25 protein-coding genes and 2 pseudogenes are annotated in these 25,671 nt (G+C 58.5%); 10 read left to right on the top strand and 17 right to left on the bottom strand.

The window, feature by feature from the left end; all coding sequences use genetic code 11:
* Positions 1-19: 19 nt before the first annotated feature.
* From FHX08_RS23335 to FHX08_RS23345, 3 genes are all read right to left on the bottom strand, one after another.
* Entirely contained in the window at positions 20-478 is a 459-nt protein-coding gene (locus tag FHX08_RS23335) for a hypothetical protein (RefSeq protein WP_184327690.1), read from the bottom strand.
* A 66-nt stretch (positions 479-544) separates the two neighbouring features.
* Complete coding sequence (locus tag FHX08_RS23340) at positions 545-1,999, bottom strand: hypothetical protein (RefSeq protein ID WP_184327691.1); 1,455 nt, start codon at positions 1,997-1,999, stop codon at positions 545-547.
* Complete coding sequence (locus FHX08_RS23345) at positions 1,999-2,460, bottom strand: terminase small subunit protein (RefSeq protein ID WP_246698366.1); 462 nt, start codon at positions 2,458-2,460, stop codon at positions 1,999-2,001. Before FHX08_RS23345 ends, FHX08_RS23340 begins: the two co-directional genes overlap by 1 nt.
* A 103-nt stretch (positions 2,461-2,563) precedes the next feature.
* Here FHX08_RS23345 and FHX08_RS23350 point away from each other — a divergent pair, with 103 nt between their 5' ends.
* Positions 2,564-2,770 carry a hypothetical protein gene (locus FHX08_RS23350; protein WP_184327692.1) on the top strand — a complete coding sequence of 69 codons (207 nt, stop codon included), beginning with the start codon at positions 2,564-2,566 and terminating at the stop codon, positions 2,768-2,770.
* A gap of 45 nt (positions 2,771-2,815) precedes the next feature.
* Positions 2,816-3,043, top strand: coding sequence for a hypothetical protein (locus tag FHX08_RS23355; protein WP_184327693.1), 228 nt, complete (start codon positions 2,816-2,818; stop codon positions 3,041-3,043).
* Between the two features lie 484 nt (positions 3,044-3,527).
* On the opposite strand, the gene FHX08_RS23360 is transcribed toward FHX08_RS23355, so the two are convergent.
* The 8 genes from FHX08_RS23360 to FHX08_RS23395 all read right to left on the bottom strand — a co-directional run bounded on the left by FHX08_RS23360 (position 3,528) and on the right by FHX08_RS23395 (position 8,430).
* Entirely contained in the window at positions 3,528-4,217 is a 690-nt protein-coding gene (locus FHX08_RS23360) for a transcription termination/antitermination NusG family protein (protein WP_184327694.1), read from the bottom strand.
* Entirely contained in the window at positions 4,214-6,043 is a 1,830-nt protein-coding gene (locus FHX08_RS23365; protein WP_184327695.1) for an AAA family ATPase, read from the bottom strand. The genes FHX08_RS23360 and FHX08_RS23365 overlap by 4 nt, the downstream gene beginning before the upstream one ends.
* A complete protein-coding gene (locus FHX08_RS23370; RefSeq protein WP_184327696.1) occupies positions 6,040-6,795 on the bottom strand; it encodes a DUF1376 domain-containing protein in 756 nt (251 codons plus the stop codon). The genes FHX08_RS23365 and FHX08_RS23370 overlap by 4 nt, the downstream gene beginning before the upstream one ends.
* Positions 6,795-7,016 (bottom strand): hypothetical protein, encoded by a 222-nt coding sequence (locus FHX08_RS23375; RefSeq protein WP_184327697.1) that lies wholly within the window; start codon positions 7,014-7,016, stop codon positions 6,795-6,797. Before FHX08_RS23375 ends, FHX08_RS23370 begins: the two co-directional genes overlap by 1 nt.
* Complete coding sequence (locus FHX08_RS23380) at positions 7,013-7,588, bottom strand: hypothetical protein (RefSeq protein WP_184327698.1); 576 nt, start codon at positions 7,586-7,588, stop codon at positions 7,013-7,015. Before FHX08_RS23380 ends, FHX08_RS23375 begins: the two co-directional genes overlap by 4 nt.
* Positions 7,588-7,842 carry a hypothetical protein gene (locus tag FHX08_RS23385; protein ID WP_184327699.1) on the bottom strand — a complete coding sequence of 85 codons (255 nt, stop codon included), beginning with the start codon at positions 7,840-7,842 and terminating at the stop codon, positions 7,588-7,590. The genes FHX08_RS23380 and FHX08_RS23385 overlap by 1 nt, the downstream gene beginning before the upstream one ends.
* The gene (locus FHX08_RS23390; protein WP_184327700.1) at positions 7,832-8,164 is read right to left on the bottom strand and encodes a hypothetical protein; all 333 of its coding nucleotides are present in this window, start codon (positions 8,162-8,164) and stop codon (positions 7,832-7,834) included. Before FHX08_RS23390 ends, FHX08_RS23385 begins: the two co-directional genes overlap by 11 nt.
* A 77-nt stretch (positions 8,165-8,241) precedes the next feature.
* Positions 8,242-8,430, bottom strand: coding sequence for a DNA-binding protein (locus FHX08_RS23395; RefSeq protein ID WP_409527416.1), 189 nt, complete (start codon positions 8,428-8,430; stop codon positions 8,242-8,244).
* Between the two features lie 130 nt (positions 8,431-8,560).
* Here FHX08_RS23395 and FHX08_RS31880 point away from each other — a divergent pair, with 130 nt between their 5' ends.
* Positions 8,561-9,244, top strand: a complete 684-nt coding sequence (locus FHX08_RS31880) for an Arc family DNA-binding protein (protein WP_184327701.1) — start codon at positions 8,561-8,563, stop codon at positions 9,242-9,244.
* Positions 9,241-10,476, top strand: coding sequence for a tyrosine-type recombinase/integrase (locus tag FHX08_RS23405; protein WP_184327702.1), 1,236 nt, complete (start codon positions 9,241-9,243; stop codon positions 10,474-10,476). The genes FHX08_RS31880 and FHX08_RS23405 overlap by 4 nt, the downstream gene beginning before the upstream one ends.
* A gap of 112 nt (positions 10,477-10,588) precedes the next feature.
* Here FHX08_RS23405 and FHX08_RS23410 read toward each other — a convergent pair.
* Positions 10,589-11,094 (bottom strand): annotated as a pseudogene (locus tag FHX08_RS23410) (DUF2937 family protein).
* Positions 11,095-11,238: 144 nt separating this feature from the next.
* Between FHX08_RS23410 and FHX08_RS23415 the strand changes: the two are divergent.
* Together FHX08_RS23415 and FHX08_RS23420 are read left to right on the top strand one after the other, a co-directional pair.
* On the top strand, positions 11,239-11,499 hold the full coding sequence (locus FHX08_RS23415; RefSeq protein ID WP_132655622.1) for a hypothetical protein: 261 nt from the start codon (positions 11,239-11,241) through the stop codon (positions 11,497-11,499).
* A 104-nt stretch (positions 11,500-11,603) separates the two neighbouring features.
* Complete coding sequence (locus FHX08_RS23420; RefSeq protein WP_165911936.1) at positions 11,604-11,765, top strand: hypothetical protein; 162 nt, start codon at positions 11,604-11,606, stop codon at positions 11,763-11,765.
* Here FHX08_RS23420 and FHX08_RS31600 read toward each other — a convergent pair whose 3' ends face one another.
* The 4 genes and pseudogenes from FHX08_RS31600 to FHX08_RS23435 all read right to left on the bottom strand — a co-directional run bounded on the left by FHX08_RS31600 (position 11,766) and on the right by FHX08_RS23435 (position 13,651).
* Complete coding sequence (locus FHX08_RS31600; RefSeq protein ID WP_246698367.1) at positions 11,766-12,179, bottom strand: hypothetical protein; 414 nt, start codon at positions 12,177-12,179, stop codon at positions 11,766-11,768. It abuts the gene before it with no gap.
* A gap of 12 nt (positions 12,180-12,191) precedes the next feature.
* Positions 12,192-12,562: pseudogene (locus FHX08_RS31970) on the bottom strand (class I SAM-dependent methyltransferase); the annotation flags it as partial.
* A gap of 93 nt (positions 12,563-12,655) precedes the next feature.
* Positions 12,656-12,946, bottom strand: coding sequence for a BON domain-containing protein (locus FHX08_RS23430; RefSeq protein WP_132656283.1), 291 nt, complete (start codon positions 12,944-12,946; stop codon positions 12,656-12,658).
* A 57-nt stretch (positions 12,947-13,003) separates the two neighbouring features.
* Positions 13,004-13,651 (bottom strand): hypothetical protein, encoded by a 648-nt coding sequence (locus tag FHX08_RS23435; RefSeq protein ID WP_132655624.1) that lies wholly within the window; start codon positions 13,649-13,651, stop codon positions 13,004-13,006.
* A 377-nt stretch (positions 13,652-14,028) separates the two neighbouring features.
* On the opposite strand from FHX08_RS23435, the gene dxr reads away from it, so the two are divergent.
* Entirely contained in the window at positions 14,029-15,204 is a 1,176-nt protein-coding gene (gene dxr / locus FHX08_RS23440; RefSeq protein WP_132655626.1) for a 1-deoxy-D-xylulose-5-phosphate reductoisomerase, read from the top strand.
* A gap of 33 nt (positions 15,205-15,237) precedes the next feature.
* Here the strand turns inward: dxr and hemA are convergent, their stop codons facing one another.
* Complete coding sequence (hemA, locus tag FHX08_RS23445) at positions 15,238-16,452, bottom strand: 5-aminolevulinate synthase (RefSeq protein ID WP_132656285.1); 1,215 nt, start codon at positions 16,450-16,452, stop codon at positions 15,238-15,240.
* 340 nt (positions 16,453-16,792) lie between these two features.
* Between hemA and FHX08_RS23450 the strand changes: the two genes are divergently transcribed.
* The 3 genes from FHX08_RS23450 to FHX08_RS23460 all read left to right on the top strand — a co-directional run bounded on the left by FHX08_RS23450 (position 16,793) and on the right by FHX08_RS23460 (position 25,655).
* Positions 16,793-17,047 carry a YMGG-like glycine zipper-containing protein gene (locus FHX08_RS23450; protein WP_132655628.1) on the top strand — a complete coding sequence of 85 codons (255 nt, stop codon included), beginning with the start codon at positions 16,793-16,795 and terminating at the stop codon, positions 17,045-17,047.
* A gap of 172 nt (positions 17,048-17,219) precedes the next feature.
* Positions 17,220-19,145 carry an autotransporter assembly complex family protein gene (locus tag FHX08_RS23455; protein ID WP_132655630.1) on the top strand — a complete coding sequence of 642 codons (1,926 nt, stop codon included), beginning with the start codon at positions 17,220-17,222 and terminating at the stop codon, positions 19,143-19,145.
* Between the two features lie 78 nt (positions 19,146-19,223).
* Positions 19,224-25,655, top strand: a complete 6,432-nt coding sequence (locus FHX08_RS23460) for a translocation/assembly module TamB domain-containing protein (RefSeq protein WP_184327743.1) — start codon at positions 19,224-19,226, stop codon at positions 25,653-25,655.
* The last annotated feature ends 16 nt before the right edge of the window (positions 25,656-25,671 follow it).

A 25,671-nucleotide genomic window follows, 5' to 3' on the forward strand; every position in this document is an offset into this window, starting at 1 on the left:
AGGTGATGAGAGAGATGGATCAGGCGGCGGTCGGGTTCTGCGGATCGGGGTTCAGCTTTGTCGACACGACGTCACCGGCCGACCCTTTACCCTTCTTATCGCCTGTCTTCGCGCCGGCAGCTTTCTCGCGCGCCTTACGGCCTGGTTCCAGCTTCTTGTCGATGGCGTTCTGCTGGTCCTTGCCTTCGTCGCTCGAAAGATTTGACGCGTCGGTCGCTTCCTTGCGGTTCTCCGGCTGGACTGCGAGAGGATCGCCGCCCTGGTCGGATACCGTCTCGACGACAGCGCCGCTTGAGGGTGCCGAAATATACCGCTCGATGCCCGGGATCTCTTCCCGCAGCTCGTCGAACAGCTTTTCGTTCAGCTTGTTGCCGGCGCCATAAACAAGCTCGGATGCCCGAGCACCGGCGAGGCGATGTTCTCCACCGTTCCACTGACGGATGATGGACTTGAAGGCCTGTTCTTCATTCGCTTTCATGATGAAGTCCTTGTTGTTTCGGGACTTCGACGCGTTGATGAAACGCCATCGTCCCGCCTGGGGTTCCTATGCATTTGCACGGCGACGGCGGACCATCGCTTCGACTGCCTCTTTCACGTTGACCTTGATCTCAATGCTGCCATCCGGCCGGCCGTGAACGAGCGGCTCGCCCTTGGGAGGCGGAGGTGGTGGAGCTTCCTCTTTGATGACCTCAGATCGCCATGCGAGACCGAGATACCGCCAGCTCGAACCGATATGTTCGGCCCAATCCTTCACCGGGTTTTCAAGGAAGGTCTTGCGCTTGTCGTCCCATTCGCGCCGATATGCCTTCAGGCCGTCCACCCCGAGCGAAACACGCTGGCCCCGATCGTCTTCGCCCTCGTAGAACGTTGCGGCCTTGATGGTTGACCGGCCCGCGTTGATCCCATCGGCGACAGCGACCTTTGCCACCATGCGCGGCTTGCGCCCGCAATCCTTCAGGACATCATATCGAGTGCGGTTCGAGCCCCAATTCTTCACCATGATATCGTGAGGAACGTAGTCGTTGCCGTGATAGCCCTTCCCGTCGAGCCACTTGCACCACTCTTCCAGATCGTCTGAATCCGGGAGGTAGAAATCAATGATACGCGGACCCGGTTCACCCGGTATGCACTGGAAACACCAAATCGGGTTGTTCGTCGCCTTGCCCAAATCCCAGGCTGTATGGACTGGATAACGAAAGTCGATCTCGAAAAGCTTGAAGCGTCCCTGCTTCTCCGCTTCTGCGATTTCCGCGCCCCAATAAGAGCCCACCATCGCGCCGGCGAACGAGCAATAGAACTCCTGCTCGATCAGCAGATTGGCTATGTCCTTGCCATATAGCGAGGCATAGATGCCGCGCTGTCTCTCGATGCCCTCCGCGTCGATCGCCATCGTCTGATCGGCCCGCAGGATTTGCGTGAACCATCCCTTGGGATTGGTGACCGGATCATAAGCATCCGCCTTCGCAGCGTCATACATGCCCTTTGCATGGTTGTTGCCGCGCGGCGTGGTGATGAACGATGCCCAGCCGCCGTTCTCTTCCAGGATAGGCGAGAGGAACGCCCATGCACTCGGATTTGCGAGAGCCCATTCCGAAAATGTAATCCCCACCGGTGGCGACCCGACGAGGCTGTTGAAGTTGTCAGAGCCAACGACCTGAAACGTCGAGCCGGTCTTGAACCGGATGAACATCTCGTTGTCGTTCTGGTTCTCGATGATCTCCCGCGGGAAAGCCTCATCGATGCGGCGCTTGCCTGAGTGGGGATTCACCGCGTTCCAGATTGCCTTTCGAGCCTGAGCAGCTTCCGGCAGCATATGCCAGTACGTGCCAGGCCGCGTCATAGCACTGACGGCATGCTTCTGCAGGTCGATCTCATCCTTGCCGGCGCGACGATGCCAGATCAGCAGTTGGCGCCGGCATCCCCTCTCCCATGCGTTCCATGCCGGCAGCTGGTAATCGCGAGGACGCCAGCCGAGCGCGGGAATTCGAACCGTCTGCATCAGCTGTCCGAGAAGCGAACAACCTCGACCTTGAACGCACCGCCGTCAGGATCGGTCAACGCGACCTTTGTTCCATACTTCTTCGGCTTCAGCTTCTCAGCAATCCACTGGCGGGTGAGGATACGCAGCTGCGATCGACGAAGAGCTTCGCCGTTCTCTTGCCAACCTGTGATCTCGCCGGCCGCGTTCTTCTTTTCCATCCAGTCGTTGCTGCCGTCGTCGGCAATGTCGGTCATCTCGTCGACGAGGCTGTCAGCCTGGGCTTCGCGCGCGTATGCGTACATGGTCCGAAAAGTCTCATGCGCATCATCAGCCAACCATGCAAAGACGGTCGATTTCGATGGCATGTCTTCAGCGAGACAGATCGAGCGGAGGCTTTCGCCGTCCGAGATCCGGTCACAAATGGTGGCGGCAATCGCATCGTTGTAATCCGATGGCCGCCCTGTTCTCTTCTTTGCCATAAGGTTTCGACGCCTTGTGAATTTCGGGGGATAGCAGAGGTTGTATCTTGCGACTCATGGTCGTTCATCGTTTTCTTTCGAGAAAATCGGATGGAGACTAAAAATGCGCCTCGCTGTATTCACTTCGACCGTGCCTGCGGGTGCGACCGTTTTTATCAACCCAGCTCAAGTCGTCGCCGTTTCGGCTTTTAACAGTCAGACCCACATCCATGTCGCGGTGCCAAACCAAGATGGACATCCGTTCTTCTACACTGTCGCAGAGTCCTTACAGGCCGTGAGACAGGAACTAAATCTGGCAATGAGTGACTGACCTAATCATCTAATTCAAACTTCATAAAAGTTAGGAAATACAAATATGTGGCTTGAACTGCACGACGATGATGGACGAAGCATTTTCGTCAACATGACTAACGCAACCGACTTTCGAAAATGGAACCCGGAAGACAAATACACGCAAATCGCAATGGGCAGCTTTGGCGATAAAGGCAAAATTGTCATGGTGGTTGAGAGCCCGGGCGACATCATGAACATGATCGCCAGAGAGCAACAGCGCGGAGCTAACCTGGCAAAGACAGCCCGCTGACCACTGCATACCCTTTCGAGCTCGATAATTCTTGATGGTATGAGAGGTAAGTTATGTTGATCTGGTTACAGCTTGGCAGCGCCATCTGCGGCCTATTAGGAGCTGTCCTCTGGTGGCTATCAGCTCAAAGGTTCTTCACTCAAAGTAAAACCGCAACACTCGAGTCGACAATAGGTGGAGACGGTGACAGGGCCTATAATCTTGGCGACGGCATGCTGACGGTCGATCACCATTCTCGCGTCGCACTCACTAATGCGTGGGCTGCGGGGCTGTCTGGAGTGGCTGTCTTACTTCAGACAGTTCCGGTGGTTTTTCAGCTCTTTGGTGTAGCTATCTGAAGCTTTGACCAGCATCGCACTTCCCATAGGTCACGGGCGCCAAATAAGCACATTTCTTCCATCGTGCGGATTGCTGCTTATCCGCGTGGACCGGCGCTCTGCGCACTGAACATCCACAAATCAGTGCGCAGAATATAACCGAACGGTTATGCTTGATCAATATTCCCTGCGAGATTCCCCAGCGTATTCAGCGTTTCCGTTATGAATGCGCGAGAGGATGCGGACGACAGACTCGATGACAGACTGCCGCCAAGCTCGGTAAACTGCGACCGGCGAATCTTCCGGGTACTACTACCGCCACGCTTCCCGCGCCCTGGTTGCTGCAGTTCAAGCTCCTCTTCCCGCTGGCGACGAGCGCGTGCAAACAGGAAGCTCTGTTCCTGCTCCCACTGGATGTAGCGGAGCCGGTCGATGGTCTCCTGGGAAAACTCGAAGGGCATCGGTCGCTCTTCGTATCGCTTGGTGAAGCGCAGGATCTTGCTGACGCCTTCGACCTCTTCGACCGCGCGGTAGTCATGCGGACCGATATTGACAAACAGGTATCCAACAAACGTCGGAAAGCGCCGCTCGATCCAATGCTTCTGACGATGGTGCCTAACCTCGATCCTGTAGCTCGGCATGAAAGCTTCAAAGCCAGCGTTGCGAAGGTTGCGTTCGATTAGGCTTTCGCCTTTACGGTCGTGCCCTTCCCGCATTGACGGGCAGCGCTGAGCGCCTGGCGCCGTCTTTACGGCAAACCATGTCTCGATTGGTGGATGCCACTTGCGGGCTACACCTTCATCTGCTCGTAGTTTTCGGAAGGTACCCTCGTCGATTCTAAAGGCCGGTGAGTTCAAGTTGCTTGTCCCTCGGTGATAGTTTCAGCGGAGGCTCTGGGCACGTACAGGCGTTCCCAGGCGAGCTTGTTCGGTGTCGTATGGTATCGATAGGTTTTCTGGTCGAACCAGAAGCCTACCTTGCCTTCGAAGTCGCCATTGCGCTGTTTGGCGACGTTGATAACGACTGACGGCTTTTCGTTAAGTTCGTCGCGTTCCTCGTCGGTCTTCGCCGCTTTCAGCTTTTCCTCGTGAGCCTTGTTTCGCCAGACGCTGACGATGTTGAAGGCGTTGGCGCCGATCTCCATGGCGCCCTTGATATCTTCGGTTTCCGGTGCGCCGGCCCGATCCTTGTCGCCCTTGCGGGAGTGCGCGACGAGATGGACATGGACGTTGTTGGCGATGGTCCAGTCAACCAGTTGGAAGACTGCTTTCTCCTGCCCGTTGTAGTCGTCTTGCGCGATGCCAACGCGCATCAGGCTATCGATGATGAATTGGTCGCAGCCGTACTTCGCCCGGGCATAGTCGAAGACTTCCAGCAGCGCTGGAATGCCGGCTTTGCCGACGTGATCGTAGATCAGCAGACCTTGATCGAGCCAATCGAGAATGTCCCCGATAAAGCGGGCGGTCGGTCGATCCGAGCCACCAGTCTGTTTCGCGAGACGCTTCAATGTCTGTTCGCCCTTCATTTCGAGCGAGGCGATGCAGATCCGGCTTCCCTGTTTCACCCAGTGCGGTACGCAGTCGGAGAGCAACTGGCTTTTGCCGTGGCCGGACGCTCCGCTCCAAAGGGTAAGCTCCGCCGGACGAAGCAGGAACTTTCCTGCAAGCTTGTCGTAAGGCAGGCTATAGCCGACGTGCTCGCCTTCAGCCGGCCAGAAGAGATAAATCACACGGTCTTTCAGATCGGACGGACGCCGCAATCCGGCCGGGTCGAGCCCTTGCGCAGTACGAAGGCACTCATCCATGTCCTCCTTCGATACCCGTTCCTTCAGGCATTGGTTAGCGTCCTTGTGAGGCAGCTTGACGCGGAAGCACCGATGCCGACCGAGGCGGCTGGCGATCTCCTCCGCTGCTTCATCACCGACCGCGTCCATGTCGGTCGAGATGTAGATCCGCTCGAAGCGCTGGAGCCGATCGTATTCGTTCTGGATCCAGTTTTGCTTGCCGCCCTTGCCGCCGCCGAACGGCACTGACACCGCCATGTGCTCGTATGTCGCCCACGAAAGCGCATCGATCTCGCCCTCGGTGATGATCAGGTCGCGAGCGTTAGGCGATATCGCCTGCCAGCCGAAAAGCACCGGCTCACAGTTTGCGGCAGTCGGCATCGGCTTCGCGCCGTCCTCAGCCTTCCGGCTTTTCGCCAGAGCAAGAACACCGTCCGGCAGCAGGAACGGAAAAATGATCTCGTCGCCTCGCTCGCCGACGCGGTAGATTTCGAGAATGCCGTCAGGAATACCACGAGCGTTGAGGTATGCCTTTGCCTTGCCAGCCGGCTTCTTGCACTCCGGCCGCTTTGGGCGCTCGTAGTTCGGCCGCGGATCGCGTACCGGTTCCGGTCGGGCCATGCCGAGCCAGTTGCGGATGTCGTCGATGGCATCGGCGAGCGATCGGCGACGCACCGCCACCCAAAGATCGATCAGGTCGCCGCCCTCGCCAGAACTGAAATCCGACCAGACTCCAGCCTTCAAGCCCGACAGATGAACGCCTAGGCTCCTACCCTCCTCGCCGTCTACGGACCCCACACGCCACTCGTTCGAAATCTTCTTGCCTTTCGGAAGAAGATATTCCGCCACCGACTGTGCGCGCTCCGTCAGCCGGCGTTTGATCTCGATGATATCCGTCATACGTCGACCCCCGCGTAAGCTGGATCGTCGCGCCAGTCCGAGTTGGCGGGCGCTTGGCCGACGGGATTTGCCCAGCAATCGCCATTCAGCCAAGTCGCCGCGTTCTTGGTGAACTGCTGATCCTTGCCTCGCCGTTCCCCGGCATAAGCCAGGACAGCCGACAAGATCGTCTCCAAGTCAGCACGCTGCAGCGCTTTGACGAAGGCACCCTCAGCCCGACGCTTGTCTGACTTTTTCGGATAGATTTCCCAGAAGCGATCGAACGCCGCGCGCGCATCAAGAGAAGTATCGTCAGATACTTCCTTTAAAGGTTGGTGGTTGTTGGTTGCTAGTTGATAGTTGTTAGTTAGCTTTTCGCCGGAAGAACCTTCAGCTTTTGCCTTGCCTTGATTTTTCTCACTTTTTCCTTTCGGTCGTCCGCCCTTCGAACCAACTTCGGATGCAGTTTGGATTCTCTTCAGAGAACGTTCAACCTCACTTTGAGCACGGTTCTGGCACAGTTTGGCATCACTTTGGCGATAGATCTTTCCCTTTTCGACAAGGCTTTGAATGACACGCCGAATGTCAGCGGGCCGGTTCAGGCACAGTGACGATAGGCGCTTTGGGTTGTCGTCGACAGGCCCGCCCTCGGACATGATGAGCGCGCAAATCATCCAGTAGACCCCCTGCTCTTCAGCGGTGAGTTTGCCGGCGACGCCGGCAATGTATTCGTCGCAATAGAAGTCGACTCGTCGCGCTTTCCCGCTGGGCATCAGGCACCCCTCGGCGGGCGTGTCTTATGGACGGGAAAGGTCGCGACGTTTTGGCGGTCTGTTGACGCCGGGAGATGTCCGGCAAACAGATCGGCGAAGCGCTTCCAGGCTATCGCCGCTGCCTTCCCGTCGTTGAACGAGAGGGACAGGTCGGCTTTGAGCCTGGCCTGTCGATAGTCCTCCCAGGCGGACAGCTCGATCTCGGTCCGATCGTGGATCATGGGTGGCCCTCCACCGGCCCCAACAAGGACCGAAGGAAGATCCGCAGTACGCGCTCCACAGGCTCAGCGCTGTACGTCGCGCTCGAAAGACTTTCGAAGACGTTGTCGTTGCTCAGTGCTATCTCGACTTTCGCACGTATGTCGGCGGGCGTGAGGCAAGGCTGCGCTATCATGTCAGCCTCGGCATCGTCCATGGCGTGCCATAACGCATCGTGATCACTGGCCTGGTCGGCTGAAACGGCTTTCCGATAGCTATCGTCAGCACGCTTCCACGTGTCGATCGCCTGCCTGAGCTTTGGATTAACATCATTCGACGGCAGCAGGATCGACGCCAGGAACTCCCTGTTGAGGTCGACTTGAACCGCATCCGCGAGTGTCGGGCAGCTGGCAACGTACGACAGCTTCTGCTGTACCTCAGCTTCAGTTGTGCATTGGAAGACGACGAACGCATGCTCGGCATCCGCGAATGCGTCATACGCTTCACCTTCCGCTTCGAGATCTTCATGCGGACCGACAGTGTTCAGCCAGGTTTGGAGAGCGTGGGCATGTTTTTCGATAAGAGCGGTTAGCATCACACAGCTCCCTTCATTCGAACATAGGTTCCCGGGATGTCGAAATGCTCGGTACCTGCAACTAGAGCTGCCGTGTGCGAATGCGCGATGTTGATCAGGCTGCTGATGCGATCGAGCGCATTGTCGCGGGAACCATCGGGGCGCACATAGTTGCCTTCTGACGTCAGCAGATCATGGACGGTATCGAGAAGCTGCTCCAGGTCAGCAAGCTCATAGACAAGGTCTTCGGGTTCGAGTTGCGAATTAGGCTTCATTGGCGCGCTCCTTCGCAACGTCGTCCCGGTCGGGATGATTGAGATGAAAAAGCCGCGCGCGGAGTGCCTCCGCTTCCTCAAATGATCGCTGCGCGATGCTGACAAGGCGCTGAAGAGCACCGATCGCTTCGTCGCCGTCCATCTCGATTACCATCATGCCGATGGCAGTCAGGATGTCGTGGATCGTCCAGAGCGGATTTTCCATCTTGCAGACGATGTCGTAGGTCTGGCCCTCACGCACGAGGGCATCCGATTTTGCAGCGCCCGCGACAGCGGGTACTGGAATCTCGATTGGCTTGCTGCTAAGTATGTTGCTGTTCATTTTCGTTTCCTTTGCTAGGGATCGAGAACCATGGCTCGGGACCGTTGGCGCGGTTGCCGGGCCTTTCTCTTTGGCGATCATGCTGCGGTGTCCATGAAGAAGGCGATGAGCTTGCTGCGCTCCGCCACCCATCGGCCGCCAACCTTTTTTGCTGGCAGTTCTCCGTTATCAAGCATGTAAAAAGTCGCCCGAGCGGTGCGGCCGATGAGCTTAGCGATTGCCTCGGCCCCCCACACTAATTCCATTCCGTTATCAGTAGCCGTCACGCGTTCGACCTCCTTGTTAACCATAAACCATAATACGGATTCGCTACATCTTGACCATAGCGATTCCGTACGATTGAAGCAAGTGGTGATCTATAGCAATTCCGTACTATCTGTTCTCAGGGGGCGAAAAATGGCGCGGCCAAAATATCCGAGCGACAAGCAAGACCAGTTCATGGTCCGACTTCCGGAAGGCATGAGAGATCAGATTGCCACTGCCGCAGAGCAGAACGGCCGATCCATGAACGCTGAGATCGTGTCCAGGCTCGATCAATCTTTTCGAATAGAAGAGGGACTCGATCGCTTTATCGCGAGCCATGAAGAATTGGCAAAAGACCATCAAGAACTAAGCAGAGGGTATTCGGCGCTTGAGTCGGAACATGACAAGCTCAAGATCGAACTTTCGGCGGCCAAAGCTGCACTAATTGAGCAAAAGACCATATCGTTCAGCCTTCAGCACATGCTTGAAGAAAACTTGCAAGAAAGAAAAAAACAATCGGAACACGATTCGGAAACAATGGCTGCAATCGAAGCCCGATATAACGAGATGAAGGAGCAAGCCGTTTATCTCGAATCGCTCAAAGTCGAACTACTCAATATGTCGAGAGAGCGCCAAGAGATCAGAACGGACGCTGAAGCACTTGTCAGCGAGCAGGGAAAAGTCATCACTCGTCTATCTGAAGATCATAAGGCCACAGCGAGGGCCTTGATTGGCTTGCAGAATGCGTTGCAGAAAGCTGCTCGCGGCGACGATGCTGAACTTTCCAAGATTGTCGCATCCTTCTCAACTGATGATGGAGCTGGCGAGAAGCCATGAGCGTCCGAAAGCGCGAGTGGACAACGCCCAAGGGCGCCCAAAAGTCAGCCTGGGTAGTCGACTATACGGACGCCGCCGGCAAGCGCCGTCTGAAGACGTTTGCTCGAAAGAAGGAAGCAGATGCTTTCGCAGCAACGGCCTCGGTCGAAATCCGGGAAGGCGTTCATGTCGCCGAGAGCGCCAGCGTCACTGTCGAGGCAGCGGGCAAGCTCTGGATAGCCAGCGCCAGGGCGGCGGGGTTAGAACGCGCTACCATCATGGATTACGAGCGGCATCTGCGGATGCACATCAATCCATTCATCGGAAACACAAAGCTACCGAGCCTGACAATCCTCAAGGTGCGCAAGTTTGAGGACGATCTGCGCGAGGCTGGCCGATCGCCGGCAATGATCAAGAAAGTTATGGTGAGCCTTGGCACGTTAATTGCGGACGCATCGGAACAGGGCCTCATTGCGCGCAATGTCGTCAGGGAAAGGAAAAAGCGACGAGGCTCGAAAGATTCACGCCAGGAGAAGCGCCAGAAGGGCAAGCTAAAGGTCGGGGTGGACATTCCCACCCGAGACGACATCAAGGCGCTGCTGAGTGTCCTGAAAGGACGGTGGCGGCCTCTCATCCTTGTGGCAATTTTCTGCGGCCTTCGAGCTTCAGAGCTGCGAGGCCTGCGGTGGCCGGATGTCGACCTCGATAAGCGCGAGATCCATGTTCGCCAGCGCGCCGATCGGTTCAACGATATCGGCCGTCCGAAATCCGAATCTAGCGAGCGCACCGTCCCCGCACCCCCGATGGTGATCAACGCCCTGAAGGAATGGAAGCTCGTCTGCCCCAAGCGCAACACTGGCAAGAAGGACGACGCCGGCGCGCCGATTATGGTGCTCGAACTTGTATTCCCGAACGGGACCGGCAGGGTGGAGCAGCTGAACAATATCCTGCGACGCGGACTGCATCCGTCCTGGGTGGCCGCCGGCATCGCTGTTGACAGCGGCGAGGTCGACAAGAAGGGGAAGCCGATCATGGAGCCGAAGTACACCGGCATGCATGCCCTACGGCACTTCTTCGCCTCGTGGTGCATCAATCGGAAGGAAGACGGTGGGCTCGGATTAACGCCAAAAATGGTTCAGGAGCGCATGGGCCACTCCACCATTGCAATGACGATGGACACCTACGGGCACCTGTTTCCGAAGGACGACGACGCAGACGAATTGGCGGCAGCAGAGAAGGCATTTCTTGCCTGACTGCAACATGAATGCGACATGGACCGACGAACGCCCTGCATCATATGTATCTGTAGCGGATTCCTAATCTGAGGGTCACGCGTTCGAATCGCGTCGGGATCACCATTTCTTTTCAACGATAACGCGGCCGCCACCGCAAGGCGCGCTTTGCGCCCGCCCCAAACAGCGCCGCCACGATCCATACGCCGATAAAGCCGATCGCTGCCCAGACGAGACCTGCGAAGCTGACGGGCACGCCTGGCACGAAGTCGTGCCATTGGCAATTATTCCCTCATCGGCATCGCGCAACAGCACGAAAGGCTTTGCAATCAACGAGGCGGCACCGAGATTCGATTGCTGGGTGACGAGGCGCTCATAGCGCTCCAGCGTACGGCACATCGAGAGGCCGCGATCACGCAGAAAGTCGTCAGGGGAGCGGGCATAGATATCGAGCGCCTGCCGGCGGTCGAGATGATGGTCGGCGGCCTGTTTCGTGAAGTCGTCGACGATGATCTTGAGCTCGTCGATCGCCCCGCCGATACGCTGGCGATACTGCTGGGCAAATTCTGGCGCCTGGGAGAAAAACGTGCCGCCGGCAAGCCCGACGACCAGCGTAGCGACCCTTCCGATCGAGCCCATGACGGTGCCTCCAACTGTTCCCACGCCAGAACGATTCTGAAAGGACAAAAGTTGCCGCTGACACAATCGTTAATGCTATGTGATTGAACTGATTACGCTTCGTTCGAGTTGATCCCTCGACCAACTTGGAAAGAGAGGCTTGTTATGAGGAATATTGTCATCGCTTCCGCATTGGCTGCGGCTACGATTTTTGCCGGCGCTCTGCCGTCCCAGGCTGCCAGCGTGACCATCACCACGGACAACGGCGGATACGGCTATCATCGTATGATGGACCATCCTTACCACCGTCCTTACTATCGCCACCACCTGCCGCCGCGCCGGATTTCGGACGATTGTTTTACCCGCACGGAACGCATCCATCACCACGGTCGTACCGTAATCAAGGAAACCCGCGTCTGCCGCTAAGAGCACGAAAACCCCGGCTGGAAACCCAGCCGGGGTTATCGTTCCTGAGCATGAGGAACTTAGGTTTTTTCTCCGCGTTTAGCGGTGAAACGGGAGTATCCGCCATGCGTATTCGAATAGCTCTGCTTGCAATCGGTTTTGTCATCAGTGGCCTGCTGCTGGCACTCGTCCATCAGCCGCAAGGCCCCGTTACAACGCCGAAGACCGATCGGCTTATCGGCGAGAAGGCTCCCGCCGGTTTTCTGCCAGAACGCTTTGCCGGCTGATCAGCTGAACGACAGCTTGCGTGCCACGACGTGGAAATATTCCTCGTCTAGCAACGTCTCGCCACCGAGCGGACGGCCATCGACCGAAAAGAGCAATGGCTCGCCGTTAAAACCATTTTCTGAAAGCTGCGAGCGCAACTGGCCAGGTGTCGTAGCATAGACCATAATGCCGAAATCATGGGCGCGATGCAGCAAGATCGCATGTTCGCCGTCGCGCTGTTCGAGCGGCGCGAGGCGGCGCTCCCGCACCAGCCCCATTGCATGTTTGAGAAGCCGGAAGCTCAGCTTCACCGGGTGGTTGGACCAGACAACCGAAGAGCGGGCGCGCTTTTCGCCAAACCCATGCCAATTGCGATTGAAGGTTGAAAAGGCGAATGTGCCTCCGGCCTTCAGAACACGCGCGACTTCCCGCATGACCGATTTGCGGCCATCGGTATCGACGGAGTCGATACCATTATAGCTGAAGACGACGAGATCGAAGGAGCCTTGGCAAAAGCCGATAGATCGCGAGCGTCCATATTTTCGAAACGAAGGCCCGGATGGTTCGACCGCGCGAGCGTCACCATTTCGGGCGTGTAGTCGATGCCGACATAATCACCGGCCTCCCCAGCGAGAAGCGCAGCCGTACGGCCGCCGCCGACGCCGATATCGAGGACCCTACCGCCCTTGGCATTCGCAAGGCCGATGCCGAGCACCATGCGCTCGCCTTCATTGATGAAGCCGCTACTGTTGCGATAGTCGCGCCTGGAAAGCGGACTGCTCCATGTCCGCCGATTAATTACTTCCATCTGGTGCATCGAAATACCTGACTTTCCGGGCTGGAATAGGACCAAACCTAGGTCAGGGGACGGTGCGGATAAACTTACAGATAGTTAATGTTCGGTTAATGGTTAATGTCGAACGTTAGCTATCGGGTCCGCAAGTAGAATACGGTTCCGAACGGTGTGAACCCCTTCAACTGTTCTTGCGATGACCGTTGCTCGCTCTATTTCATCCACCGTACCGACATAGCCGCTCAAAACGATCTCGTCGCCTTCGGCTGTAACCTCGACGTCAGCTGCATCGATACCGCCAGCGACGGCCAGCGCATTGGCGATCGCAGCTTCCAATGTCGCACGATTGGTATATTCGGCCTCAGCTTCGGGCTGATGGCCGTGAAATGTCTGTTCCTTGAAGACCATCATTCTGTCCTCCTTGGTGGCGGAGAAGAAACGCGGCTCGGAGGGTTTTGGTTTCGCCTACCAGCGCAGCTGATAGTTCAGATTGACATTTCCCGTCCGTCCCGTCGAAAGCGGATCGGATACCGACGCACTCAGCCCGAGATTGGGCAAGATGTTTTGACTGACGGCAACGGTACTGGAAAAGTCGCCACTGACATCACTGATGCTGCTGCCGGCCGAGATCGATGTGCCAGTCCACGGATAGATCAGCTTGACCGCTTGCGAGGCTGATACCGTCGCCTGACGCACGTCTTGGGCATTGTAGCCGAGACTGACGGTGCGCGTGGTCTGCATGTCGAGCGAATCCGAAAGAATCCAGTTTCGCGAGCGGCTGAGCATCAGCGCACCGCTGCCGCGCAACGTATCGACCTGCACTGTCGCATCCTGTTGCATCCGGCTGCCTGGCGTAACGCTCACCTTCTCCAGCTTGCCCCAGAGCATCGCCTGGCCGGAATCCGGCAGCGGGGCTCCGCTCTTGTTGGAGGCGAGCGCGAGATCCGCGCCGGCGCTCGTCTCCCATTCCGTCGGTAGGCGAAACCCGATCGTCGTCTTGTAAGAACGGGTCGACACCTTCACCGGCGACCAGATCACCAGGTCATCGGCAAATACCGGATTGGCCAACGGCAAAAGGGCAAAAACAAAGCACGCAATCTTTACTTTCGTCATAACATTGCATCGTTTGAACTTGCACGCCGACTGCGCACCGATAGGCGCGGAACGGACGTGGAAGCGCTTATATTGAACGCACCAAGGGATGCGCAGACAGGCAATCCCGGCTTAGTCTTCGATTTTTGTTGGCCAGCGGCCGATGGCATAAAACTGCCGGTTGTTCGTCGGACGCATCAGCGCCCAGCGGATTTGCCTCTTCCGGTCGTAACCGGCCGCAGCAAATGATTATCCCGTAGGGATCGTTATCAGGATCACATCATGGCTGGGGCATGTAAACTCCTTTAGAGTTGAAATTTGCTGCACCGCACACTTGCTGCCTCCCGAGATCCCCTGTAGAGCCGGTGGCAAATGTGCAATTTCTTGCGAAATCGAGCATGCAGACGAGCAAAAACACGCCTCGGCGTCTGAGTATCTTCGGTTCGACAGGCTCGATCGGCCGGAATACGCTCAATGTCGTCGATCATCTGGGCGGTCGAGAAAATTTCGAAATTTCCGTCCTGACCGGCAACGGCAATGTGGAATTGCTGGCCCGGCAGGCGAAGTCATCGGGCGCGAGGCTCGCCGTCATTGCAGATGATCGCCATTATGAATCGCTGAAGAGCGAGCTTTCGGGCAGCGGCACCGCGGTCGCTGCAGGCAAATCCGGTCTGATGGAGGCCGCAGACCGCGAGGCAGACTGGATAATGGCAGCCATCGTCGGCACGGCCGGCCTTGCGCCTACCCTTGCCGCGGCCCGCCACGGCGCCGATATCGCGCTGGCCAATAAGGAATGCCTGGTTTCTGCCGGCGATCTTTTCGTCGAGTCAGTGAAAAAAGGCGGCGGTAAGCTCTTGCCCGTCGACAGCGAACACAACGCGATCTTTCAGGTGCTGGAGGAAAACCAGCGCCACGCCGTAGAACGCGTCATCCTGACGGCATCAGGCGGCCCCTTCCGCACCTCCTCGATGGAGGAAATGGCCAATGTCACGGTAGAAACGGCGCGCGCCCATCCACGGTGGTCGATGGGCCTGAAGATTTCCATCGACAGCGCTTCGCTCTTCAACAAGGCGCTGGAGATGATCGAGGCGAAGCACCTTTTTGGACTGCACCCCGAGCAGGTGGAAGTGATCGTTCACCCGCAGTCGGTCATCCATTCGATGGTCGGCTATACGGATGGTTCCGTACTGGCCCAACTCGGCGCGCCCGATATGCGTACCGCTATCGGTTATGCACTGTCCCACCCGCGCCGCGCCAATCTGCCGATCGAGCGACTGGATTTCGCCAAGCTCGCACGGCTGGATTTCGAAGCGCCGGATGAGATGCGTTTCCCTGCTTTGCGGCTTGCACGGCTGGCGATGACGCGCGGCGGCGTGCAGGGCGCAGTACTGAATGGCGCGAAGGAGGTCGCGCTCGAAGCCTTCATCGAGGGCCGCTTGCCCTTCCTCGCCATGGCTGAAATCACCGAGAAGGTGATGGACGAGCTCATTGGCCTGCCAGCGGCGACATCGATGGACGATGTCTTCGCCGCAGACAAAGAAGCCCGGCAGCGGGCTGCCGGGCTCATTCAGTAAAAAGCTTGTCTGGGAAAATCAGGCGACGTTGCTTCAAGCGACGTGACGGGCGAGCGCGCAACGCGACCAGAGCGAATGCAGCGCGCCGACGAGATGCTCGATATCGGCATCCGAATGCAGTGGCGTCGGCGTGATGCGCAGGCGCTCGGTCTTCTTCGGCACCGTCGGATAATTGATCGGCTGCACATAGACACCGAAATTGTCGAGCAGCAGATCCGAGATCCACTTGCACTTGGCGGCATCGCCAACCATGACCGGCACGATGTGGCTCGGGTTCGGCATATGCGGAATGCCCTGCTGGTCAAGCAGCGCGCGCAACTTTCGCACGCGGTCCTGATGGCGCGCCCGCTCAAAGGGGCTCGCCTTCAGATGCCGTATCGACGCGACCGAGCCGGCAGCGAGGGCCGGCGGCAGCGACGTCGTGAAGATGAAGCCCGACGCAAACGAGCGGATGAAATCGCAGAGTGCAGCGGAAGCGGCGATATAACCGCCCATAACCCCGAAGGCCTTGGCAAGCGTGCCCTCGATGACAGTGATCCGATCCATCAAGCCTTCGCGCTCGGCAATACCACCACCACGCGGACCGTACATGCCGACGGCATGCACTTCGTCGAGATAGGTCATCGCACCATATTTATCAGCGAGATCGCAGATTTCCTTGATTGGCGCGATATCGCCATCCATCGAATAGACCGATTCAAAGGCGATAAGCTTTGGCGCCCTGGGATCGGCAGCAGCCAACTTGGCTTCGAGGTCGGCGATGTCATTATGCTTCCAGATCACCTTATCGCATTTGGCGTAGCGGATGCCCTCGATCATCGAGGCATGATTCAGTGCATCAGAGAAGATGATGAGCCCGGGAATCTTGGCGCCGAGCGTACCGAGCGCTGCCCAGTTTGAGACATAGCCGGATGTGAAGGTCAGTGCCGCTTCCTTGCCGTGCAGATCGGCGAGCTCTTGCTCGAGGAGAACGTGGTAATGGTTGGTGCCCGAGATATTCCGGGTGCCTCCCGCACCCGCGCCACAGTGATCGATGGCTTCTTTCATCGCCTCGATCACCTTTGGGTGCTGGCCCATGCCAAGATAGTCGTTGGAGCACCAGACGGTCACTTCCTGTTCGCCATTCGCCGTGTGGCGGGTCGCACGCGGAAAATTACCGCGGTGGCGTTCCAGATCGGCAAAAACGCGGTAACGGCCCTCAGCGTGAAGTCCGTCCAGCTCGCTTTTGAAAAAAGCTTCGAAATCCATCATATGCTCCAGTTCGTGCGGCTGTTTTTGCTGAGGCGGCAACCGCACGTCAACCCTTGGTCCCAGCTTTAGCATCAACTGCGGCAAAAGGCGCAGACTTTTGAATGATTCCAGATAAAAAATACGCGAACCGCAACAAGGGAACTTGATCGACGTCAAATCCGGCGAAGAATGTCCAAGAGTTCTGCTTTTAGTCGTGGAAAGAAACCTGCGCCTTACGAAAAAGGCCCGATAATGGTGGACAAGTCCTTCTTGCGACATAGTTTCCGGGCTAACCTGAAAAAACAGGTTAGGGACGACCTCCGCCCGCTGGGGCGCCAAAAAACCTCGGAGAGAAGAGATGAAGAAAGTCCTCGTATTCGGATTGATCGGCCTTTCGATCGCAAGCTGTACACCCACACAGCAGGGCGCCGGTATCGGCGCAGCGTCGGGTGCCGTCATCGGCGGTGTCGTCACCGGCGATGTGCGCGGCGCGGCAGTCGGCGCAGCGATCGGCGGCGTTTCCGGCGCGCTCATTGGAAGGGTCGCCGAACAGCCCGGCCAGTGCTACTACCGGGACCGCTACGGTCGCCGCTATATCGACGATTGCCGCTGAAACCTGCAATCAGCATGGGAAAAATGGAAATCCCGGACCCCTGTCCGGGATTTTTTGTACTAAATTAGTGCGGCGTCAGTTTAAATTGGTACACGTGGCGCGATTTTGTCGCTAAGCTTCTCGTTGGCTGGGGAACGCAGAGCTTCATTTTAATGTAACCCAAAAGCGGCGGATGCGGATTAGAGGGACAGGCCTGAGAACCGGTATTGCGTATCGAGCAGGCGCCGTGGTGGTGGTCGCAGCGGCGACTGCATTTTCGCCGATCCTCGTGGGCAACGCTTACGCATTCAAGCTTTTTGGCATCACCATATTCGGCAAGGACGAGGACGAGAACCTACAGGTGCCCGATCCCGTCCACTATGACGTCGATCTCGAAACCGGGACAGCCGATCGCGACCTCAAGGAGGCGCTGGAGAACAGCTCCCGTCTCTTAGGCGACAAGGACCGTCCGGTTTCGGGCGATCTGGGCGTTGTCGTGAAAGCCCGCGACGACCGCGATAGACTGATCGCCACGCTCTACGAAAAGGCGCGCTATGGCGGCGTGGTAACCATCACCATCGATGGCCGCAACATCAACGACCTGCCACCGAATCCAAGCTTCGACCGCTCCAAACCGATCACAGTCAAGGTGGATATCGCGCCCGGCCCAGTCTTTACCGTCAACGAAGTCCAGTTCGGCGGCGATGCTGCGCACCGCAATCCGGCTGACTACGACCTCGGCCCGGGTGAGCAGGCGGGCTCGCTCGCTATCATCAAGGCGGGCGACACGATCGTCGACCAGTTGAAGAGCGAGGGCAGGCCCTTCGCCAAGCTGACCGAGCGTCGGGTGGTGGCCAATCACAGAACGAATACCGTCGATATCGTTCTCGCTGCCGAAGGCGGTCCGGTTGCACCGATCGGCGATGTCGGCGTCTCGGGCGAAAAATTGGTCAAGCCGGAATTCATCCAGCGCTACTCACGTCTGCAGAAGGGCGAGGCCTATTCGCCCGAGGCGCTGAGGAAAGCAGGCGAGCGCCTGCGCGCGCTTGGCGTCTTCTCGAGCGTTACGATCCACGAGGGCGACGCGCTGGCCCCCGACGGCACTTTGCCGATGATGATCGAGGTTTCCGAAGGCAAACGACGCTACCTCGGCATCGGCGCGCAATATTCGACGATCGACGGCTTCGGCGTCAACGGCTACTGGGGCCACCGTAACCTGTTTGGCGAGGCCGAATCGCTGCGTATCGAGGGCGCCGTCTCGCGTCTCGGCGAAGCATCCGACCTCGGCACTCTCGATTATTCCGCCGGCATCCTCTTTACGAAACCGGGCTTTATCCACCCGTCAGCCACTCTGAAAGCAGGTATCGTCGCCAAGACGGAAAATCCCGATGCGTATAATGCAAAGCTCATCACTGCCTCGCTCGGCATCTCCTACGAACTGACGGACAAGGACACCATTTCCGCAGCCGGCGAACTGAGCTTCGAGAATGACGACGACGCCTTCGGCAACAATAACTATCTGACCTTCACGCTGCCGATCACCTATGATCGCGATGCCCGCGATGACAAATTCAATCCAACCAGCGGCTACCACGCGACGCTCTCGGCAAAACCTGGCTACGAATTCTTCAACGGTACGATCTACTCCGCCTTCGAGGGTTCAATATCGGGCTATCTCGGCCTCGGCGCCGAAGACGGCGTCGTTCTGGCCGGCAAGCTCGCAGCCGGCACGCTGATCGGTGGCGGCGGTGTTGAAGACATTCCGGCCACCCAGCGTTTCTTTGCCGGCGGCGGCGGATCGGTGCGCGGTTACGGCTATAAGGAAATTTCGCCTTATAACGAGAATAACGACGCGACCGGCGGCCGCTCCTATGTGACCGGCTCTTTCGAGGCGCGCATCAAGATCACCGATACGATCGGCGTCGTACCTTTCATTGATGTCGGCACGGTTTCGGACAGCATTGCGCCTGATTTCTCCGATATCAGAGCGGGTGCAGGTGCCGGTATCCGCTATGCAACACCTTTCGGACCTCTCCGGCTTGATTTCGCCGTCCCGCTGAACAAGTACGATGGTGGGACGGATTACGGAATTTATGCCGGCATAGGCCAGTCATTCTAGGCCGGTCATCAGGAAGGCAGATTTCACAGTGTTTTCCGACCTGTGAGCTGTCATGAAAACGGGATAGTGTCCGCTCTTATGCAAATGTTGGCGAAAATCATGAACTGGGTGATGCGGCTGATTGGCTACGGCCTCGGTGCGACAATCATCCTTGCCGTCATTGCACTGGCGATCTTCGGCTTTACGTCGTTCGGCGCCCGGATCATCACCGAAAACGTCGCCTCCGCGCTTTCCAATCGCGACATGACGATAACGGTGCGCGAACCCGAAGGCCTGTTGACGGGTGGGCTGCGCGCAGCCGAAATTACGCTGTCCGACACGCGCGGCACATTTGCAGAAATCCGCGGCGTCGCCATCGACTGGAATCCCCTTGCACTGCTGACTGGCTCCTTCCGCGCCGAACAGGTCTCCGTCGCCTCTATCGATGTGCGCCGCAGACCGGTGCGAACCCTGCCCTCCAGGCCGGCGACTCCCGAAGAAGAGAGCAGCGGTGGTTTCCGCCTGCCGCTGAAGATCGATGTCGAACATATCGCTTTGCCCGATATTTCTCTCCAGGCACCGCTGACTGGCCGCGCCTTCTCGCTTGCCGCAACAGGCAGCCTCAGGGCCGACGGCGATGGCGGCGAAGCGCTGATCAATGTCAATCGCCATCAGATTCCCGACGCGAAACTCTCCGCCGACGTCGCTTTTACTCCCGCAAATGGTCATCTTCGGTTGAATGCCCAACTTGCCGAACCGCAGGGCGGCCTGCTCGCAGGCTTTCTCGGCCTGCCTGGCAGCCCAGCCGTCAACATCGCGCTCAATGGCGAAGGTCCGATTTCGGACTGGAACGGCAAGCTGCAGGCCGCGCTCGATGGCCAGCAAAGGGCCGCGCTCGAAGGCAAGCATGCAATCACACCCGACGGTCTGCATCATCTCGATCTCAAGGGCGGCGGCGATGTGAGCTCTCTGCTTCCAATGGCGTTCCGGCCGCTCTTTGCGGGTCAGACGAATATCGATGTATCCGCAACCTTCGACAACAGCGGCAAGATCGATATTCAGACCGGCAACCTAGCGACCGGCAGCGTCGTCATCGCCGCATCTGGCATGTTCGATCCTGCCGGCAACAACAGCCTCAATGCCAATCTGCTCGGCACCTCGGGGCCAGTCGATTTCCGCTGGCCGCTGGCGGACGGCGAAGCGCGCTTCATGATTTCAGGTCTCAATCTGGCGATGACCGGGCAGGCGCAAGCCGTGCGCATCAATGCCAGTGGATCACTGGATTCGGCCACGATGCCACAGGCCGATATCGGCAACGTCAAGCTGACGGCCAAAAGCGATTCCTTCAACCTTGCCAACGGCGCCGGCGATATCCAACTGCGGCTCGTCGCCGGAGACGCGACATTCACCGAACCCAACCTCAACCGTGCCGTTCGGGGACCGATTACGCTTGTCGCTCCGCTTCAGATCTCGCGCAACGGCATCGGCTTTAACGGCACGACGATTGAAAGCGCCAATATCGGCGCCGATCTCAATGGCTCCTATGGACTGGCTGACAATACGCTGACCGGCAATGCCAAATTTACGGTCCAGCCCGCTGCCCTGCCACCGGCTGTCGCCGAGAAATTCGATGCACCGATCGATCTGGAAACTCAGGTCGCCGGAACGATCCCTTCCAAGGTGACACTTTCGAATATCACACTCAAGTCCCCCACCATAGAGGCGGCCGGCAATATCGCGCTTAACGACGACGTGCTGACCGCCGATCTCGCCGGCAAGCTCCCCGATATCGACAAGCTGCTGGCCGGCACCAGCGGCCAGGCGGATTACAGCATCAAGGCAAGTGGCAGCCTTCCCGCTCTGGCAATCACGGCCAACGTGAAAGCTGCCAGCCTGCAGATGGCCGATCGCAGGCTCGGCGATCTCAATATCGACCTGACCGGAACCGCCGATCCTGCCGCGCCGCAGGGCAGGATTGCCGCGACCGGCATGATCGACCGTCAGCCGATCGGCATCAATGGCGACGTCAAGTCCGAAAACGGAACGATTTCGATCCCGGCACTGACCGCCGATGTCGGCAGCAACCGCCTGGCAGGCAACCTCACACTCTCGTCCGGCATGACGCCGGCGGGCGCGCTGACTTTCGACTTCCCAGATATCAGCCTGCTTGCTGCCCTTGGCGGCCAGAAGGCGGAAGGCGACCTCAAGGGTTCCATCGACATTACAGGCAATGACGGCAAGATCGCACTCAAGGTTGCTGCCAACGGTAGCGGCATTCGCCGCGACACGCTGACAATTGCCAAACCGACGATCGACATGACCGTTAGCGATATCAAGGCCTTTGCCGCCAATGGCACGATACGGGCCGATGAGTTCGGCGTCGGCACCAACAAGCTTACCGGCATTGTGCTTGATTTCGTCCAGCAGCAGACCCGCACCGACTTCAACCTGGATGCAGGCTATGACGGCAACCCGCTGCAGGCGGCCGGAAACGTGCAGTCTGCCGGCGGAATGATCGACCTTAGTCTCGATCGCTTCGCCGCAAAGCCGCACAATATTCCGGTCGAACTGGCATCACCCGCACAAGTCAACGTCACCAAGGGAGTTGTCAGCCTGAGCGGCCTGACGGTTAAGACGGGCAACGGCTCGGTATCGGTCACCGGTTCCGCTGGTGAGACACTGAAGCTCGATGCTGTCATCACCGACCTGCCGGCGAGCCTTGCCAACAGTTTCGTCCCCAATCTTGCCGCCGACGGCACCATTTCCGGGACGGTCAACGTAACCGGGACACCGGCCGCCCCTACAGTCAATTTCAAGCTCGACTGGAAGGATGCGGCCACCAGCCATACAAAGGGCGCCGGCATTGGCCCTCTCGGCATCTCGACATCGGGAACCTTCGCCAACAACATTCTGAATTTCGATGGCGGCATTGGCGGCGCCGACGGCCTTTCCCTGAAGGCAGCGGGCGACATCGGCCTTGCGGATCCGAACGGCCCGACACTCAACGTCGATGCCGATATCGTCAACGTGCCGGCAAAGATCGCCAACGGTTTCGTCCCCAATCTTGCCGCTGAAGGTGCTGTGTCGGGAACAATCAAGGCAACCGGTACGCCCGCCGCACCTGTGGCTGATTTTAAGCTTATTTGGAAAAATGCTGCAACGAGTCAGACGAAGAGCGCTAAGCTCACCGGCCTATCGCTCAATGCATCCGGCAGGTTTGCGGACAACAAGCTCGATTTCGATACTGCCCTCATCGGCAAGGGCGGGCTGTCGCTGAAAGCGCTCGGGAATGTCGCGATCACCGGAACCACAGTCGGCAACATCAATGTCGATGCCGAACTTGCCAATGTTCCCGCCAATATCGCCAATGGTTTCGTGCAGGATTTCGACGCCGGCGGAACGATTTCGGGCACTGCCTCAGCCACCGGGACGCCGGCTGCTCCGGCTGGGGAATTCAAGTTTACCTGGCAGGACGCCACGACGCGGCAAGTCAAGACAGCACGTCTGACCGGGTTGAATCTTGCCGCGACCGGCCGTCTTGCAGACCAGAAACTCGACTTTGATGCCAGCCTCACCGGGCCGAAAGGCCTATCGCTGAAGACGGCAGGCAATGTCGAGCTTACCGGAACAACGGTCCGCAATCTGAAAGTCGATGCCGATCTCGCCAACTTTCCTGCGGGACTTGCGAACGGCTTCGTCCCCGATCTCGGCGCCGAAGGCACCATTTCCGGCAAGGCATCGGCCTCCGGCTCGCTGCCGACACCGGCTGTCACCTTCGATCTTGCCTGGGCGAATGCTGCAACGCGCCAGACGAAAAGCAACGGGCTCACCGATCTCTCCGCCAGAGCGACCGGCAAATATGAAAACAACAGGGTCGATTTCGATGCCAATCTCGGTAGTGGCAATGGCGCGCTACTGAAAGCAACCGGCGGCGCAACGATCGACGGCACGGACATTCGTGACCTCGCGGTCAATGCCGACATCGCCGGCCTGCCTGCAAACCTCGCCAACGGATTCGTGCCCGGCCTCGGCGCTGAAGGCACGATCTCCGGCAATGCCGTCACCTCCGGCACTCCGACAGAGCCTGTGGTCGATTTCAAGCTCGCCTGGGAGAACGCGGCAACCCTCCAAACCAAGACCGCCGGCTTATCCGGCCTGGCACTTGCCGCTTCAGGCAAATATGTCAGCAACCGCCTGGATTTCGATACCAATCTCAATGGCAACGGCGGCGTCTCGCTGAAAGCGGTCGGCAATCTCGCGCTGACCGGCACAACGATCCAGGGTATTGATGCGAAAGCCGATATCGCCAATCTGCCGGCTGCCGTCGCCAATGGTTTCGTCCCGGATATTGAAGCCGCAGGCGTCATTACTGCCACCGCTACGGCTTCCGGGTCGCTCACGGCTCCATCAGCCAATTTCAAGATCGACTGGAAAAACGCCGAAACGAGACAGACAAGAACTGCCGGTCTCTCCGGCCTTGCACTTGCCGCCTCCGGCAAGCTCGATAGAGATCGGCTGGATTTCGACGCCAATCTCAGCGGCAACGGCGGTATTTCGCTGAAAGCGGTCGGCAATCTCGCGCTGGCGGGCACCACGATCCAGGGCATTGATGCGAAGGCCGATATCACCAATCTACCGGCTGCCATCGCCAATGGCTTCGTCCCAGATATTGGAGCCGGAGGCGTCATTACAGCGACCGCCACAGCCTCCGGGTCGCTCACGGCTCCATCAGCCGATTTCAAGATCGACTGGAAAAACGCTGAAACGAGACAGACAAGAACTGCCGGCCTCTCCGGCCTGGCGCTCTCCGCCTCCGGTAAGCTCGATAGAGATCGCCTGGATTTCGACGCCAATCTCAGCGGCAACGGCGGCGTTTCCTTGAAGGCCTCGGGCAATCTCGCGATAGCGGGCACGACCATCACAGGCGTCGACGTCAAGGCCGATGTCGCCAATCTGCCGGCAGCAGTCGCCAATGGCTTCGTTCCCGATCTGGGTGCGGCAGGCGCGATATCGGCAACGGGCACGGCTTCAGGAGCGCTTCCGCTTCCCTCGGTCGATTTCAAGGTCGACTGGAAGAATGCCGAAACGAGCCAGACCAAGAGCGCCGGCCTTGCCCCGCTCACCATCGGCGCAAACGGTAGGCTGGCCGAAAACCGGTTGACGGTCGACGCCAACCTTACCGGCGACGGCGGATTATCGCTAAGGGGCGGTGGCAATCTCGCGATGACGGGCAACCGCGCCATGTCGATGCGATTCAACGGCAGCCTTCCCTTCGCCGTTCTCGGCGCGCAGCTCGCCCAGCAAGGTCTCGTTGCCGAAGGCGTCGCCAATGTGAACCTTGAGGTCAGCGGCACCACGGCTGCCCCCGTTATCAACGGCACGCTCGCCACGGATGGCGCAAAGCTGATCGACGTTCGCCGCAACCTTGCGATCGAGGGCCTCGGCGCGACCATTACCTTCAATGGCCAGCAGGCCGTCATTTCCCGCCTGAACGGCCGCCTGGCGAGCGGCGGCTCTATTTCGGCCAGTGGCTCGGTCGGCATCAGCGGCAACTTCCCCGCTGATCTTTCCATCCGTCTGGACCACGCGGTCTATGTCGATGGTACGCTGGTTGTCGCGACGGTCGACGGCACGCTCGGCCTCAGAGGACCGCTGCTCTCCAATCCCACGCTGAACGGCAGGCTTCACATCGACAAGGCCTCGATCACCGTGCCGGAAAGGTTGCCGACATCGCTGAGTGAAATCGATATCCGCCATATTCATGCGCCGCCCGCTGTGCTGGCCCAGCTCAAACACAAGGGCAACCAGCAGCCGCCGCGCGAAAAATCGTCGACAATCATGCTGGATATCGCGCTCGATGCGCCCTCACAGATATTCGTGCGCGGCCGCGGCATCGATGCGGAGGTCGGTGGCAACATTACCATCCGAGGCTCGGCCGCTGTGCCTGAAGTTGTCGGCGCCTTCACCATGCGTCGCGGCCGTCTGACAATCCTCAACCGCCGGCTCGATTTCTCCGATCGAAGCCGCATTACCTTTGCAGGTGACCTGACGCCAGCCCTCGACATGGAGGCAACGTCGACTTCGGGCAGCACGACGCTCACGGTAAATGTCGCGGGCCTCGCGACCGATCCTGCCATTACCTTCTCCTCCTCACCGGCTCTGCCTCAGGATGAGGTGCTGGCGCAGCTCATCTTCGGCCAGTCGATGTCTCGCCTGTCACCGGTGCAGATAGCCCAGCTCGCCGATGCCGTCAGCCAACTCGCCGGCAATCGCTCTACTTCGCTCTTCGAAGGGCTGCGCAACCAGCTCGGGGTCGACGACCTCGACATCAGCACTAATGCGAAGGGCCAGACGAGCGTCAGCGTCGGCCGCTACCTTAACGAACGAACCTATTTCGAGCTGCAGCAGAGCGAAGGATCCGGTGCCAAGGCCATCATCAATCTCGATGTCGGCCGTGGCGTGAAGCTTCGGGCTGGTGCTGGCGGCCAGGGAGAAGGTGAAGCCGGTGTCGTCTACGAGCACGAATACTGAGACCGCCTGACTGGAG

Source organism: Rhizobium sp. BK529, assembly GCF_014194105.1.
In the GTDB taxonomy this organism is placed as follows: Bacteria; Pseudomonadota; Alphaproteobacteria; order Rhizobiales; family Rhizobiaceae; genus Rhizobium.